This is a genomic window from Paraburkholderia sp. JHI869, from assembly GCF_038900775.1.
Classification (GTDB): Bacteria; Pseudomonadota; Gammaproteobacteria; order Burkholderiales; family Burkholderiaceae; genus Paraburkholderia.
Genome location: NZ_JAYMSC010000004.1, coordinates 41,626 through 56,548 on the forward strand (window position 1 = coordinate 41,626; position 14,923 = coordinate 56,548).

Here is a 14,923-nt window from a genome sequence, read left to right on the forward strand (position 1 = left end):
CCGCGGCCCCCACTGGAGCTCAGGTGTTCTGCACGACGATGGTCGGGAACTTCGAGGTCATGTCGCGGGCGCGCTCGGCGATCTGGATCGCCACGCGGCGCGCGATGGCGCGATAGATTTCCGCCACCGGCCCCTGCGGCGCGGCCACTACGGTGGGGTTGCCCGAATCGGCCTGCTCGCGAATGGCAATGTCGAGCGGCAGGCTGCCGAGCACTTCCACGCCGTACTCCTTCGCCATGCGCTCGCCGCCGCCCGCGCCGAAGATATGTTCGGCGTGGCCGCAGTTCGAGCAGATGTGCACGGCCATGTTCTCGACGATGCCGAGAATCGGAATGCCCACCTTCTCGAACATCTTGAGGCCCTTCTTCGCGTCGAGCAGCGCGATGTCCTGCGGCGTCGTGACGATCACGGCGCCCGTGACGGGCACTTTCTGCGAAAGCGTGAGCTGGATGTCGCCGGTGCCCGGCGGCATGTCGACCACGAGATAGTCGAGCTCGCGCCAGTTCGTCTGACGCAGCAACTGCTCGAGCGCGGAAGTCGCCATCGGGCCGCGCCAGACCATCGGGTTGTCCTGCTCGATCAGAAAACCGATCGAGTTGGCCTGCACGCCGTGGCCTTCGAGCGGATTCATCGACTGGCCGTCGGGCGACTCCGGGCGGCCCTCGATGCCGAGCATCATCGGCAGCGAAGGGCCGTAGATGTCCGCGTCGAGCACGCCGACCGATGCGCCTTCGGCCGCGAGCGCGAGCGCGAGATTCACGGCGGTCGTGCTCTTGCCCACGCCGCCCTTGCCCGAGGCCACCGCCACGATGTTCTTCACATTCGGCAACAGCTTCACACCGCGCTGCACCGTATGCGCGGTAATCTCGCTTCTGACCGCGACGCGGCTCACCTGCACGCCCGGCACGGCGGCGAGCGCCGCCTCGACCTGCTTGCGCACGCCTTCGAACTGGCTCTTCGCCGGATAGCCGAGCACGATTTCGACGCCGACCGTATCGCCTTCGACGGTGACGTTGCGCACGCCCTTGGCCACCGCGTAGGGGTGGCCCGTGTTCGGATCCGTCAAGGCCGCGAGCGCGGCGTCGACCAATGCCCGATCTATGCTCATTGAAACTCCGTGGGGAGAAATGCCGGTCTGCGTAAGCGCCTATCCGAGTGAGGACTGATCGCCTACGCGCCGGAAATCGAAAGAAATTGTTAAGCTGCATTGCGCAAAATCGCCCAAAAGGGCACGCTTCGCGCAGCATCGATTTCGTGTGCCAGCCAGGCGCTCGCAAAGCTGCTCTCCAGCAGCTTTTCGCCTGGCGGCGCAAACCTCAAGGCGTCATTGTAGTAGCTGCCGCCGCGTGCCGTTCGAAGACCCTGTTCACATACGGGACCGCGAACGCCGCGGGCAGCGTCCGTTCCACTCAAGAAAGGAAAGCAAATGAACACAAGAATCCTGACTCGCCTGTCCGTCTTCGCCGTTGCCGGCGCGCTCGTCGCCGGCTGCGCGACGCAGCAGGGCACCAACACGGCCGTCGGCACCGGTGTCGGCGCAGGCACGGGCGCGGCGATCGGCGCCATCTTCGGCGGCGGCAAGGGCGCGGCGATCGGCGCAGGCGCGGGCGCGCTGGTCGGCGGCGTCACCGGCTACAACTGGCAGAACATCAAGAACAGGCTGTCGGGCTCCACCAAGGGCACGGGCACGCAGATCACCGAGCAGCCGGACGGCTCGCTCAAGCTCAACATTCCGAGCAACGTGACGTTCGATACCAGCAGCTACGCGATCAAGCCGTCGTTCGCGCCGGTGCTCGACCAGGTCGCGCAGACGCTCCAGCAGAACCCGGAAGTCGTCGCGCAAGTCGTGGGCCATACGGATAACACCGGCCAGCCCGCGTACAACCAGACGCTGTCGGCCAACCGCGCGCAGAGCGTGGTGAACTACCTCGCCTCGCGCGGCATCCAGATGCAGCGCATGTCGGCCGAAGGCCGCGGCGACACCCAGCCGATCGCCGACAACAGCACGGAAGCCGGCCGCGCCGCGAACCGCCGCGTGGAAATCTATCTGCGCGCAACGGCGCAGCACCAGGGCGGCTAAGCCGGCCTGGCGCGGTTGCGGGCAACTGCGCAGGATAAATGGCGACACATCAGCGGGACGGCTTCCATGCCGTCCCGTTTGCATTCCGAGGGGCGGATGCGCGCGTCGAAACCCGTGCCGGACAGCCATCAAGCGCCCCGCTGAAAGTGCGGGCAGAGAATCGAAAAATTTTTCGAACTCTCGGGAAATCGTGCTGTCTGTCTTTACGGTACGTGTGCGGCAGTGCCGCCGCGTCACCATTCTCCTCTTGTCGTTGTTGCTCCGGGGCCATTCTTGCCCCGGTTTTTTTTGCCTGTAATTTGTGCAACGCAGCATGACGCTTGCTTGCGCGGCCCGCGTTCCTCCAGGCACTTCGCATAAGCGCGCCCACCCGCTGGCTGAACGGCGGTGCGTCCGCCCTGCTAAAATCGCCCTTTCCCCCCGCAACATCGGACTTCCCCTCACTTATGTCAGCACCCGCCACCGACCTCGCAGCAGCCGGCGCGCATGCCAATCAAAGCGGCCGCCGCCAGATTCTCGTTACGTCTGCTCTGCCGTACGCCAACGGTCAGATCCACATCGGCCACCTGGTCGAGTACATCCAGACGGACATCTGGGTCCGCGCGCTGCGAATGCATGGCCACGAGGTCTATTACGTCGGTGCCGACGACACGCACGGCACGCCCGTCATGCTGCGCGCGGAGAAGGAAGGCCTCACGCCGCAGCAGCTGATCGCGCGCGTGTGGCAGGAGCACAAGCGCGACTTCGACAGCTTCGGCGTGTCGTTCGACAACTACTACTCGACGGACTCCGAAGAGAACCGCGTGCTTTCCGAGTCGGTGTATCTGGCGCTCAAGGAAGCGGGTTTCATCGAGACGCGCGACATCGAGCAGGCCTACGACCCGGTCAAGAACATGTTCCTGCCGGACCGCTTCATCAAGGGCGAGTGCCCGAAGTGCGGCGCGAAGGACCAGTACGGCGACAGCTGCGAAGTGTGCGGCTCGACCTACCTGCCTACCGACCTGAAGAATCCGTACTCGGTGGTTTCGGGCGCGACGCCCATTCGCAAGACCTCGACGCACTACTTCTTCCGCCTCTCGGACCCGCGCTGCGAAGACTTCCTGCGCGGCTGGGTGAGCGGCCTGGCTCAGCCCGAAGCAACCAACAAAATGCGCGAGTGGCTGGGCGACTCGGGCGAATCGAAGCTCGCCGACTGGGACATCTCGCGTGACGCGCCCTACTTCGGCTTTGAGATTCCGGGTGCGCCCGGCAAGTACTTCTACGTGTGGCTCGACGCGCCGGTGGGCTATTACGCGAGCTTCAAGAACCTGTGCGAGAAGCGCGGCATCGACTTCGAAGCGTGGGTGAAGGCCGGTTCGAAGACGGAGCAGTACCACTTCATCGGCAAGGACATCCTGTATTTCCATACGCTGTTCTGGCCGGCCATGCTGCAGTTCTCGGGTCACCGCACGCCGACGAACGTGTTCGCGCACGGCTTCCTGACCGTGGACGGCGCGAAGATGTCGAAGTCGCGCGGCACCTTCATCACGGCGGAAAGCTATGTGACCACGGGCTTGAACCCCGAGTGGCTGCGCTACTACTTCGCCGCGAAGCTCAACAGCACGATGGAAGACCTCGACCTGAACCTCGAAGACTTCCAGGCGCGCGTGAACAGCGACCTCGTCGGCAAATACATCAACATCGCGAGCCGCGCAGCGGGCTTCCTGATCAAGCGCTTCGAAGGCCGCGTGCAGGACAGCGCGATGAACCATCCGCTCATCGCGCAGATGCGCGCCGCGATTCCGCAAATCGCTGCGCACTACGAAGCACGCGAATACAGCCGCGCGCTGCGTCAGACGATGGAGCTCGCCGACGCCGTCAACGGTTACGTCGATACGGCCAAGCCGTGGGAACAGGCCAAGGATCCGGCCAACGCGCTGGCGCTGCACGAGACTTGCAGCGTGAGCCTCGAAGCGTTCCGCCTGCTTTCGCTTGCGTTGAAGCCGGTGCTGCCGCAACTCGCTGAAGGCGTCGAACAATTCCTCGCCATCGCGCCGCTCACGTGGGCCGATGCAGGCAAGGCGCTCTCGTCGCAACAGCCGATCAACGCGTACAAGCACCTGATGACGCGCGTCGATCCGAAGCAGATCGAAGCGCTGCTCGCCGCCAATCGCGATTCGCTGCAGGCCACCGATGCGCCCGCCGCTGCGGCTGCGGACGCAAACAAGAAGTCGAAGGCTGCGAAGGAAGCGAAGAAGCCCGCCGCCGATGAAACGCCGGAAGTCATCTCCATCGACGACTTCGCGAAGATCGACCTGCGCGTGGCGCTGATCGTCGACTGCAACATCGTCGAAGGTTCGGACAAGCTGCTGCAACTCACGCTCGACGTGGGCGAGGAAAAAACGCGCAACGTGTTCTCGGGCATCCGCTCCGCATACAAGCCGGAGGACCTCAAGGGCAAACTGACGGTGATGGTCGCGAACCTCGCGCCGCGCAAGATGAAGTTCGGGATGTCCGAAGGGATGGTGCTCGCGGCCTCCGCCGCGAATGAGAAGGCCGAACCGGGCCTGTACATTCTCGAGCCGCATAGCGGCGCGAAGCCGGGCATGCGCGTGCGCTAAGGCGCACCAGCGTACGGACACATCGGCGCAAAGCACACCTTCGGGTGTGCTTTTTTTTCGCGCCGCGCGCAAGCCTTCCTACTTGCGAAACCGATCAAACCTTCGCGTATAAAGAATATCGGCGCCATTGAACGTGCCGCCGTACACAACCAGCGACCAGAAACGCGTGAGGTTGATCGTGGCCTTCACCGCGTTCGACGCCGACTGCAGGCCCTGCTCATAACCAATTACGAGACGTTGGTTGATGACCTTCGCGATCATCACGACCTCGGTGTCGGTCAGCCCTACCTCGCTGCGTCCGATCGAAAATTCGTCGAGACCGATGCTCTGCGCAATGCGCTTGCCTTGCGCGCTGCCGAGCAAGGCGAGCGCCGTCGTCATCGCGTTCTGCTGGCCGAGGTTGTTGCCCTGGTCGGTGCCGTGCCCGAACAGCAGCCATGAGAGCTTTTCGTTATCGGGCACGTTGGGCTCGGAAACGAGGCGCACCGCCGGCGTCTGCACGGTGCCGGTGACCTGCACACCGGCTTCGACCTGCTGGTTGCGCCGCATGGCGAGAATGTTGATGCCCGGATTGCCTACCGGCCCGTTGAACGTGAAGAAGCCGTTTTCGATGTTGAGCTTGGTGCCGAACGCCGTGTACGTGGAGCCTTCGGTCACGCGCACGTTGCCGACCGCGCGCAGCGGCACGTCCGGCGCGCTGTTGACCGAAATCATGCCAGCGAGGCCCAGATCCGCGCCCTGCCCGCGGAAACGGAAGTCGCGGCCGAGATCGATGTCGACGTTGGCGCGCGGAGCAAAGCGCGGGGCGGGCTTGGTCGAGGCCGTTTCTTCGATGGGCGGCCTGCCGCCGACCGTCGTGCCGTCGGGGCGCACGATCACGACGTCGTCGCCGAGCGAGGGTGCGGGCAACTGGGGCATGTCGAACAGCGCGTGATCGACAATGAACTTGCCGTCGATCTGCATGCCGCCCAGATGCCCGCCGTTGGCGATGCTCGCGCTGCCGGAAAGCGAGAGCTTGCGGTCGGGCGAAGCGAACAGCTCGAGCTTGTCGGCAACGATGCTCGCCGTGAGATCGGGTTCGGCGTTGTCCAGACGCACGCGGCCCGTCGCGCGCAGCGTGCCGCTCGTCGCGCCGTGGAACTCCACTTGCTGGAAGTCGACGAGGTTCTGCGAGAGCGCGATGCGGATCACGCCGTCCTTGAGCTCCAGGCCCTGATCGACCACGGTGGCCGAAAGCCCGTCGCCGATCAGCGAGCCCGTGAGATTCGGCTTCGCGACGGTGCCGCCGAGCGCGAGCTGCAACGCGAGATGACCATCGAGCAGATACGTCGGGCCCAGCATGCCGCCCGTGTTTCTGAGCGAGGGCACGTTCGCCTTGATGGTGCCGCCGATCGGCGCTTCGTCCGCGACGGTGAGGATGCCGTCGCGCGGCGCGAGCGTCGTGTAGGCGTCGATGTCGAGCGTGCCCACGCGGCTCGCCTTCGCCTGCACCGTGAGCGCGAGGCGGTTGCCGCCGCTGAAGGCCGCGCGCGCGTTGAGGTCGGCCACGCCGAGCGAGGCGAAACCGCGGCCGACCTCGGTCGTGACGTCGCCCGAGCGGCGCTTGATCTGCGCGTAGCCAGTGGCCGTCTGGCCGACGGAGAAGTCCCAGTCGCCGTCGAAGACCAGATCGGTCCTGAGCGTGGACGGCACGCCCGTGAACTGCGCCCGGATCTGCATGATGCGCGCGAGCGACACGTTGGTGAGCGTGCCCGCCGAGCGGATGCGGCCGTGGTCGAGATCAAACGATTTCAGGTCGAGCGACGCGCCTTCGCCCACCAGACGCGTCGCGCCCAGCGTGACCTTGCCGGGGCCCGCGCTCACCGTCATCGGCGATTGCAGCTTCACGCCGGGCACGCCGCGGTTCTCGAGCTGCGTGAGCGTGCCGTTCCAGCGCGTGCCTTCGCGCGTGTCCTGGAGGCCGCCGTTCGCCGCCACCACGAAGTCGATCGGCTGGCCCTGCACCTTGCCCTTCGCGCTCGCGCTGAGCGTGTGCTTCGCGCGCGTGCCGTCGAGGTGCGCGGTGAGCGTCGTGATATCGACGCCCGCCACGGCGATGTCGCTCGCGTCGGTGCTGAAGGCAAGGGCGCCGTTCGCGCCGTCACGCGCGAGCGCCCGGCCCTCGGCATGGCCGACGCGGTTCTCGCCGAACACCACGTGCTCGGCCTTGTAGTCGAGCGAAACGTCGGGATGCGCGAAGGTGCCGGTCACGTCGCCGTTGGCCGCGAGCTGGCCCGCAATGCCGAAGCCCAGGCGGTCAAGCTGCGGCGCATCCACGCGAAAGCGCAGACGGTCGCCACGCGCGCCGAAGCTGCCTTGCAGATCGACGGTATTGCCCGCGATCGAGAGGTTCGCGCGGCTTGGCAGAATGCGCGAGCCCGCCAGCTGGATGAGGCCCTCGCCCGTGAGCGGCAAGTCGTCGTACACGCTCGGGCCGAGCTTGAACTCGGCCTTCGTCGTGAAGGTGGGCGCAAGCGTGCCGCTCGCGTTGAGGGTTCCGTTCACGCGCGCTTCGATGCGCCGTCCGGCGGGACGCGCCGCGGGTCTCGGCTTTGCCTCGGGGTGGCCCGCCCCGCCCTGCTCGGTCTGCTTCGCGATCTCCACGCGCTTTTGCTCGGCTGCCTGCTCGCCCGATTCCGCGGCATTGAGCGACGGATTCAGCGCCGGATTGAGCGCGAGATTGCGTCTCGGATTGAGCGCGTCGGCGGCGGGCTGGGCCGCGGGCGCAGGCCGCGGCCGCGCAGCCGGGCCTGGCGCCTTCGGGGCCGTGCGCGCCGGGATCTGCGACGTGAGCGTCAGCGGGTCGAAGTTGGTCAGCACCGCCTTGAGTTGATACGTCGAACTGGCGTCGTGCTTGAGCGCCCCCGACAGGTCGATACGGCCCGCACCCGAAGTCAGCCGCACGTCGCTGAGCGACAGGCGCGCGGGGTCCTGCGTGACCTTGCCCTGCACGCGCAGCGCCGCGCGCGGATCGGCGAGATCGAGCGTGACGCTCTGCACGTCGCCGTTCAGCCGCACGCCGACCGGCCCCGCGAATTGCGTCGCGCGCACGCTCGACTGGATCGCGTTGAGGTCGAGCCCGGCCACCCTCAGATCGAAGCGTCCGTCGCGCCCGCTGATCGTGCCGCCGCCGGTGATCGTCGCGTTCTTCACGAGACGTACGGCGAGCTTCTGAATGCGCTGCATCTTCGCATCGAGCACGACGTCGGCGTGGGCGTCGATGAGCGGCAACAGCTTTTCGTCGATGGCGCCAGGCTTCGCGTTCACGATCGAGACCGCGCCCGCCACCGTGAAGCCCGCCGCGTTGCTGCGCGCGCGGGCCGCGGCGGCCGTGGCCGATGCAGCGGAGGCAGCCGCGGCATCGGGCTTCGCGCCCCCCGCAGGCGCCGATGCCAACATCGGCACGGAAGCCGGCGTCACTGCCGACGCGGCCGCAGCCCCCGAAGCCACCGCCGCGAGCGCTGCCGGCACGCCCGCCGCACCGCCCGGCACGGGCTGCAACTGCGCACGCACCGCGAGGTCTGCGAACGGCGCGCCCGGCGCGAACGCCTGCGGATTGACGTGATCGAACGCGAGCGTGGCGCGCTGCAAGGGCACGGAGGCGAACGGCGTGGCCTCCACATGCGCGCGGCCGGTGAGCTTCATGCCGCTCGCCTCGATGTCGGCCGTGAGCGCTTCGAGCGAGCCGGCGAGATTCGCACTCACCTGCACCTCCTCGCCGTTCACCTTGCCGGAGTAGCCCAGGTCGCCCGTGAGCGCAAACGGCCGCACGCCATCGAGCTTCGCCTCGGCGCTCACCGCGCCGAAGGGTGTGTCCAGACGCTCGATGGCGGCCTCGTGATGGCGGCCGTCGCTGCGCCCGTGGAACTGGAACTGCGAGAACTCGTTGGTCGAGGTGCCTTCGTGCAGCGTGAGCTTGTCCACCTGCAGGTCGCGAATCTCGAGCCCAAGCGGCAACTGCAGGTTCTCAGGCAGCTTCATGGGCGAAGAAGGCTCGTGCGACGGCACGATGCGCATCTCTGCATCGCCGACATGCAGATAGTCCACCACGAAGCGCCAGGGTTTCTGGCCGAAGCCGTGCAACTCCCATTGGCCGCCAATGCGGTCGACCTTGAGCGTGGTGCCGTCCGTGCCGCGCCAGCTCACGTTGGAAAAACGCACGCCGCTCGCGAGCGTGCCGCCTTCGAGCCTCCCCGCGAGCTTGCCGTCGAGCAGCTTGACCGCCACGCGCCAGGCGTAGGCCGTGCCGCGCTCGGTGGTCAGCACGCCATAGAGCAAGCCGGCGACGAGCCCGACAAGCAGCACCGGCATGACGATCGCCCACGCAAGCGCCTTCCAGAGCCTCGGCCCACGTCGCGGCGGCGGCGCACCGGCGTCACCGCCATTGCGTCCGGATTCACCGCGCGCTTCTTCGTCCGGGCCGCTGCCAGCCTCGCCCGGCGGAATCGCAAACGCGGCGGGCAGCCACGCCAAAGCAGCGAAACGACGCGCGCTCATACGACCACCTCGCCGTGCGGCGCAGCGGTCGTGGCGATTCGGGGCAGCGAGCGCGTCATCATCAGAAGGCGATCCCGAGTGTCAGATAAGGCTTCACGCTGTGAGTGCGGAAGCCATAGGCGAGATCGAGGTTGACCGGCCCGACGGGGCTGCGCCAGCGCGCGCCGATACCTGCGCCCGGATCGAACTCCTTTTCGCCCCAGGTGTCGGTGGCGGTGCCGACGTCGAAGAACGCCGCGCCGCCCCAGTCGTGGCTGAACCAGTGCTGGTACTCGGCTGACCCGGTGACGAGATACTTGGTCGGCAGGATCGAGCCCGACTGGTCGTTACCGATGCTCTGGAACGAGTAGCCGCGCACCGAGTTCGACCCGCCCGCGCGGAACAAGAGCGACGCGGGGATGCCGCTCGACGGGCCGCTCGTGAACACGCCGCCCAGTTCCGCGCGAAACACCATGATGTCGCTGCGGCCGATCGGCAGGTATTGCTGGCCACGCATGTAGGCGCGCAAGAAGCTTTGCTCGGTGCCTATGTTCTTGACCGCGAAGCCCGCCTCCATGCGAATGATGTTGCCCGAGCGCGGAAAGAGCGGGTCGTCGACGTTGCGGCGCGTCCAGCCCCAGGTCGGCACGAGCGCCCAGGCTCGCGAGGACGGCCCCACGTTCTGCGTGAGCCGGTCGTCGTAGAACATCAGCGCGTAGGCGTAGTCGATGTTCTGCGAGGTGCGCGTGCGCTGCACGCCAACGCGCGCGCTATAGATGTTCGTGTCCGAGACGTCGGTGGTCGTGTAGGACGCAACGAGGCTGTTGGTCCAGGCGCGCGGACCCGGCGGCATCGAAAGCTGGACCTGGCCGAACTTCTGGATCTGGTCGAGTCGCCCCTGCACCTGGAACGGCCATGCCGCCCCGAACGTATTCAGATACGTGTACGAGCCCTGGACGTGCGCGCCGGTATCGGTCGAATAACCCACGCCGCCGCGGAAGTTGTTGTACGGGAACTCGCTCACCTTCACGTGCACGGGCGTATCGAGCGGCTTTTGCGTGTTCGCGTCCACGTCGATCGCCACGCTCGCGTAGTACGGCGTGTTCTGCACCTGGCGCTGCAGTTCGGCCACGCGGTTCAGGTCGTAGATCTCGCCCGGCGAGAGCGGATTCACGTTGTCGATGATGTAGCCCGGATAGCGCCGCGGGCCTGAAACATCGAGCTTGCCCAGCGTGAAGGTCGGCCCGCTGTCGAACGTTACGGAAAGTTGCGCGTCGTGCCTGAGCGGATCGATTCGCGCTTCCGAGTACGCGATCTTGGCGCCGAGGTAGCGGCGCGCCTGCAGCGCCTTGAGCGACGCGTTCTTGGCGTCGTCCCAGCCGGACTGCGAAAAGGCGTCGCCGTCGTGCAGCGAGAACGCGAAGCGCGCGGTGTTCTCCTGCGCCGGGTCTTCCGTGAGGACGGGGCCGCGAAAGACGAGCTTCACCGACGAAATCGTCGTGCGCGGCCCCGAGTCGACGCTCACCCGCACGTGCCGCCTGCCGTCGATCGTGCGCACATCGGTGCGCACGACCGGCGTGAAATAGCCCGCGGTCGAGGCGAGGTCTCGCACCTGCTGCGGCGTCGCGGTCACGAGGAACTCGAACTGGTCCTCGTTCACGTCGGCGCGCGTGGCGAAGCGCGCAATGTCGAGGTGCGCCTCGAGGAGCTTGCGCAGATCGCGCGGAGTGGCCTGGATGTCGACGTCGTAGTAGGTGCGCGGGCGCATCCACGGCAGGAGGGTAGTCAGGATGTCGGCCCGAGCGGGCGTCGCCATGGCGCAGAACTCGGCGAGACAGACGACCAGGCACGCGGCGAGCCGTGGCCGCGCCGCCCGCGAGGGGCGCCGCCGTGCGCGCAATGCTTCGATCACCCATCCTGCCAAACGCCACCTCCGGCCGTCGTGGAACTGGTTGGCGCCGGTTGCGCCGCTCGCGCGCAGGGCACGGGGGGCGGCAACGGGCACAAACGCGTTATTTCACCACATCGGCGCGTCAAAACCCCAGGAGGAGGCGCAAAGGGGCGGGAAGACCACGGCACAGGCCATGCAGCACGAAAGTCGGCGCGGATGTTCCGCGGCCCTGGCTTGCGGTAAAATTGCCGCCGACAGAATTAGCGGCGCGGTGCAATCAGGCGCCCCGCCTTACTGGACGGACGTCAGCCATGTATCAGTCGGACATCACGCAGTTCATCAACCAGCTCAAGCAGCAAAAGCCGCAGCTCGAAGAACAGCAACGCAAGGGCCGCGCGCTCCTGTGGGACAAGCAGCCGATCGACCTCGACGAACGCGAGCGCCAGCAGGCTTCGCGCGTGAAGCAAACGTCCTACGTCTACTACCAGAACTTCTGATGGCCGAGGCCGACGGGGCCGGCGCGCCGCCAGCAGGCGAGCACGCGGCCAGTCACGCGGGCCACGCTGCCGGGCAAACACCCGGTGAGGCGCTGACCACACCCGCGACCGACTCGACGCCCGACACGGTCGACGGCGTCGCGTTCGCACGCCTTTACGGCGAGCCGCTCTTCAAGCTCCCGCAGGACCTCTATATCCCGCCGGACGCGCTCGAGGTTTTCCTCGAGACCTTCGAAGGTCCGCTCGACCTGCTGCTGTACCTCATCCGCAAGCAGAACTTCAACGTCCTCGACATCCCGATGGCGGAGGTCACGAACCAGTACCTCGGCTATGTCGAGCAGCTGCGCAAGACCAACCTCGAACTCGCGGCCGAATATCTGCTGATGGCGGCCATGCTCATCGAGATCAAGTCGCGCATGCTGCTGCCGGTCAAGAAGGCCGACACCGGCGAGGAAGCCGAAGACCCCCGCGCCGAACTCGTGCGCCGCCTGCTCGAATACGAGCAGATGAAGCTCGCCGCCCAGCGCCTCGACCAGTTGCCGCAACTCGGCCGCGACTTCCTGCGCGCCGAGGTGTATATCGAGCAGAGCATCACGCCGCGCTTTCCCGACGTGGACAGCAACGACCTGCGCGCCGCGTGGGCCGACGTCATCAAGCGCGCGAAGCTCGTCCAGCATCACAAGATCTCGCGCGAGGAGCTTTCGGTGCGCGAGCACATGAGCATCATCCTGCGCCGGCTCCAGGGCGAGCGCTTCATGGAGTTCTCCGAGCTGTTCGACACCACGCGCGGCGTGCCCGTCGTGGTCGTGAACTTCATCGCCATGCTGGAGTTGTCGCGCGAATCGCTCATCGAGATCACCCAGCCCGAACCGTTTGCGCCGATTTACGTGCGGCTCGCGTATCTGCCGGCCTGATTCCCGGCGATAAATAGGGCCACCTCGAGGACGGCATCGCACAGGGAGTTCCACCGGGCCGCTCAAAGGAACGCCAGGACAACCCCCTACCCGAGGCGGGTGCGCGGCATTCACAAATCCACTACAATCGCCCGCGCCTGCCCGGTCTCGTCCCATCTATGGGGCACACGAAACACTTGCCGCGCCACCTGCGCGGACCGGGCGCGCGACGTCCGCTCGCGGCCCATCGTCCGGGTCTCGCGCTTGCGGCCGTGCAACCCAAGTCTTGCCCCGCGCGAGGCATAAAGCACCCGATCATGAAAGTCATTAGCTCGATTCAGGAATTGCGCGACCAGTTGCGCGGCCAAAACCGCACCGCGTTCGTGCCGACCATGGGCAACCTGCACGAAGGCCATCTCTCGCTGATGCGCCTCGCGCGCCAGCACGGCGACCCGGTCGTGGCGAGCATCTTCGTCAACCGGCTGCAGTTCGGCCCGAACGAAGACTTCGACAAGTATCCGCGCACGCTCCAGGACGACATCGAGAAGCTGCAGAAGGAAAACGTCTACGTGCTGTTCGCGCCCACCGAGCGCGACATGTATCCGCAGCCGCAGGAATACCGCGTACGCCCGCCGCACGACCTGGGCGACATTCTGGAAGGCGAATTCCGCCCCGGCTTCTTCGAGGGCGTGTGCACGGTCGTCATGAAGCTGATGTCCTGCGTGCAGCCGCGGGTGGCCGTATTCGGCAAGAAGGACTACCAGCAGCTCATGATCGTGCGCGCGATGTGCAACCAGTTCGCGCTGCCCACCGAGGTGATCGCCGCCGAAACGGTGCGCGACGCCGACGGCCTCGCGCTCAGTTCGCGCAACCGCTACCTGACCGAAGCCGAGCGCGCCGAGGCGCCGCAACTGGCGGGCGTGCTGCGCGCGATCCGCGAGTCGGTGCTGTCGGGCCGCCGCGACTTCCAGCAGCTCGAGCTCGACGCCATGGCGACGCTCGCCGCGCGCGGCTGGAAGCCCGACTACATTGCGATCCGCAAGCGCTCGAACCTGCTGCCGCCAGCTCCTGGCGTGGCCGGTGACGCAGAGTCGCCGCTCGTCGTGCTGGCCGCCGCCAGGATCGGCGCCACGCGCCTGATCGACAACCTCGAGATCTGAGGCCCGCGGGACGGCCACGCCGCCCCGCTTTGCGCAGATTTCGCCAGATTCCGCTTACCCGCGGCGGGCCGCGCGCCCGCCCGCCTGAGGAGACCCTCCATGCAACGCCATATGCTCAAGTCGAAGATCCACCGCGTCGCGGTCACGCACTGCGAGCTGCACTACGAAGGCTCGTGCGCCATCGACGAAAACCTGCTCGAAGCGGCGAACATCGTCGAAAACGAGCGCATCGACATCTGGAACATCAACAACGGCGAGCGTTTCACGACCTACGCGATCAAGGGCGAGCGCGGCAGCGGCATGATTTCGCTGAACGGCTCGGCCGCGCGCCGCGCGCAACTGGGCGACCTTGTGATCATCGCGGCCTTCGCGAACGTGGAAGAGGAAGAGCTCAAGGCCGGCTGGAAGCCGGACCTCGTGTTCGTGGACGAGAACAACCGCATCAAGGGCAGCCGCGACCACGTACCGACGCAAAGCTGGAGCTAAAACGGGAGTCTGGCCGGCGCGGCACATCGGGCCCGCGCCGCCGTACCTGTTCGCTTATTTGCCGCTTATTTGCCGCTTATTTGCCGTCCACCCAGCCGATAATCGACTGCCACTGGTCGAGGTCCTTCTCGACCCGGCTCTTCGCGACGTCCCACAGCGTGAGGCCGTGTGCGGCGAGCTGCACGTAGTTCTGGGTGTCGCGCAGATAGCCCAGCACCGGCAGCTCCAGCCCCTCCACGAAGCGCTGCAGCTGCTCGGCCGAGCGCGTGCGCGCATCCACCCGCATCCCCACCACGCCCACCTTGATCGCGCCCTTGCGCACGGCCTTCTCCTTGGCGAGGCGGTTCAGGAAGTCCTGGGTGGCGAGGATGTCGAACATCGAGGGCTGCAGCGGCACGATCACCTTGTCCGCCAGTTCGATGATCGCCCCGAGCCGGTTGCCGTGCAGGCCCGCGGGCGTGTCGATGACGGCGTGCTCGAGCCCCTTGGGCGGCTTCGCCGGGTTGTCCAGATCGACCTGCCAGCTTTCGATGGGCGGCAGCGTCGCGGCCCGCAGATCGAGCCAGGCGTGCGAGGACTGCTGCCGGTCGAGGTCCGCAAGCGCCACCCACTCGCCTTGTGCGGCGAAATAGCCGGCCAGATTGGTGGACAGCGTGCTCTTTCCCACGCCGCCCTTGGGATTCGCCACCACGATTACCGTCATGAATGCTCCCGTCAGGATGGCTGGCGCATGGCCAGCCGGATTGCCGTGATTTTTGCGTAACGTTGTTCGATACCTTGCGAGGCGACTTGCGGACGAGC

Annotated in this window: 10 protein-coding genes; 6 read left to right on the forward strand and 4 right to left on the reverse strand. The window is 66.6% G+C overall.

What is annotated here, in order from left to right; translation table 11 throughout:
- Positions 1-19: 19 nt before the first annotated feature.
- Positions 20-1,108: an iron-sulfur cluster carrier protein ApbC gene (gene apbC, locus VSR72_RS09215; RefSeq protein WP_342952080.1), complete on the reverse strand. Its 1,089-nt coding sequence runs from the start codon at positions 1,106-1,108 to the stop codon at positions 20-22.
- Positions 1,109-1,426: 318 nt separating this feature from the next.
- On the opposite strand from apbC, the gene VSR72_RS09220 reads away from it, so the two are divergent.
- Both VSR72_RS09220 and metG read left to right on the forward strand, forming a co-directional pair.
- Entirely contained in the window at positions 1,427-2,080 is a 654-nt protein-coding gene (locus VSR72_RS09220; RefSeq protein WP_342952081.1) for an OmpA family protein, read from the forward strand.
- 446 nt (positions 2,081-2,526) lie between these two features.
- Positions 2,527-4,680 carry a methionine--tRNA ligase gene (gene metG, locus VSR72_RS09225; RefSeq protein WP_342952082.1) on the forward strand — a complete coding sequence of 718 codons (2,154 nt, stop codon included), beginning with the start codon at positions 2,527-2,529 and terminating at the stop codon, positions 4,678-4,680.
- A 78-nt stretch (positions 4,681-4,758) separates the two neighbouring features.
- Here the strand turns inward: metG and VSR72_RS09230 are convergent, their stop codons facing one another.
- Positions 4,759-9,216 carry a translocation/assembly module TamB domain-containing protein gene (locus tag VSR72_RS09230; RefSeq protein ID WP_342952083.1) on the reverse strand — a complete coding sequence of 1,486 codons (4,458 nt, stop codon included), beginning with the start codon at positions 9,214-9,216 and terminating at the stop codon, positions 4,759-4,761.
- Positions 9,217-9,277: 61 nt separating this feature from the next.
- Complete coding sequence (locus VSR72_RS09235; protein ID WP_342952422.1) at positions 9,278-10,963, reverse strand: autotransporter assembly complex family protein; 1,686 nt, start codon at positions 10,961-10,963, stop codon at positions 9,278-9,280.
- A 434-nt stretch (positions 10,964-11,397) separates the two neighbouring features.
- Here VSR72_RS09235 and VSR72_RS09240 point away from each other — a divergent pair, with 434 nt between their 5' ends.
- The 4 genes from VSR72_RS09240 to panD all read left to right on the forward strand — a co-directional run bounded on the left by VSR72_RS09240 (position 11,398) and on the right by panD (position 14,122).
- Positions 11,398-11,583, forward strand: a complete 186-nt coding sequence (locus VSR72_RS09240) for a DUF3460 family protein (protein ID WP_069265440.1) — start codon at positions 11,398-11,400, stop codon at positions 11,581-11,583.
- A complete protein-coding gene (locus VSR72_RS09245) occupies positions 11,583-12,497 on the forward strand; it encodes a ScpA family protein (protein ID WP_342952084.1) in 915 nt (304 codons plus the stop codon). Before VSR72_RS09240 ends, VSR72_RS09245 begins: the two co-directional genes overlap by 1 nt.
- Before the next feature lie 296 nt (positions 12,498-12,793).
- Positions 12,794-13,636, forward strand: a complete 843-nt coding sequence (gene panC / locus VSR72_RS09250) for a pantoate--beta-alanine ligase (protein WP_342952085.1) — start codon at positions 12,794-12,796, stop codon at positions 13,634-13,636.
- Positions 13,637-13,735: 99 nt separating this feature from the next.
- Positions 13,736-14,122 (forward strand): aspartate 1-decarboxylase, encoded by a 387-nt coding sequence (panD, locus tag VSR72_RS09255; protein WP_028207747.1) that lies wholly within the window; start codon positions 13,736-13,738, stop codon positions 14,120-14,122.
- Between the two features lie 76 nt (positions 14,123-14,198).
- Here the strand turns inward: panD and VSR72_RS09260 are convergent, their stop codons facing one another.
- The gene (locus tag VSR72_RS09260) at positions 14,199-14,825 is read right to left on the reverse strand and encodes a ParA family protein (protein ID WP_342952086.1); all 627 of its coding nucleotides are present in this window, start codon (positions 14,823-14,825) and stop codon (positions 14,199-14,201) included.
- Positions 14,826-14,923: the final 98 nt, after the last annotated feature.

What these genes read in the sequence shown, in the direction of transcription:
- metG (WP_342952082.1), top strand. Translation starts at nt 2,527, where the DNA reads ATGTCAGCACCCGCCACCGACCTCGCAGCAGCCGGCGCGCATGCCAAT.
- VSR72_RS09240 (WP_069265440.1), top strand. Translation starts at nt 11,398, where the DNA reads ATGTATCAGTCGGACATCACGCAGTTCATCAACCAGCTCAAGCAGCAA.
- panD (WP_028207747.1), top strand. Translation starts at nt 13,736, where the DNA reads ATGCAACGCCATATGCTCAAGTCGAAGATCCACCGCGTCGCGGTCACG.
- VSR72_RS09220 (WP_342952081.1), top strand. Translation starts at nt 1,427, where the DNA reads ATGAACACAAGAATCCTGACTCGCCTGTCCGTCTTCGCCGTTGCCGGC.
- panC (WP_342952085.1), top strand. Translation starts at nt 12,794, where the DNA reads ATGAAAGTCATTAGCTCGATTCAGGAATTGCGCGACCAGTTGCGCGGC.
- apbC (WP_342952080.1), bottom strand. Translation starts at nt 1,108, where the DNA reads ATGAGCATAGATCGGGCATTGGTCGACGCCGCGCTCGCGGCCTTGACG.
- VSR72_RS09230 (WP_342952083.1), bottom strand. Translation starts at nt 9,216, where the DNA reads ATGAGCGCGCGTCGTTTCGCTGCTTTGGCGTGGCTGCCCGCCGCGTTT.
- VSR72_RS09235 (WP_342952422.1), bottom strand. Translation starts at nt 10,963, where the DNA reads ATGCGCCCGCGCACCTACTACGACGTCGACATCCAGGCCACTCCGCGC.
- VSR72_RS09245 (WP_342952084.1), top strand. Translation starts at nt 11,583, where the DNA reads ATGGCCGAGGCCGACGGGGCCGGCGCGCCGCCAGCAGGCGAGCACGCG.
- VSR72_RS09260 (WP_342952086.1), bottom strand. Translation starts at nt 14,825, where the DNA reads ATGACGGTAATCGTGGTGGCGAATCCCAAGGGCGGCGTGGGAAAGAGC.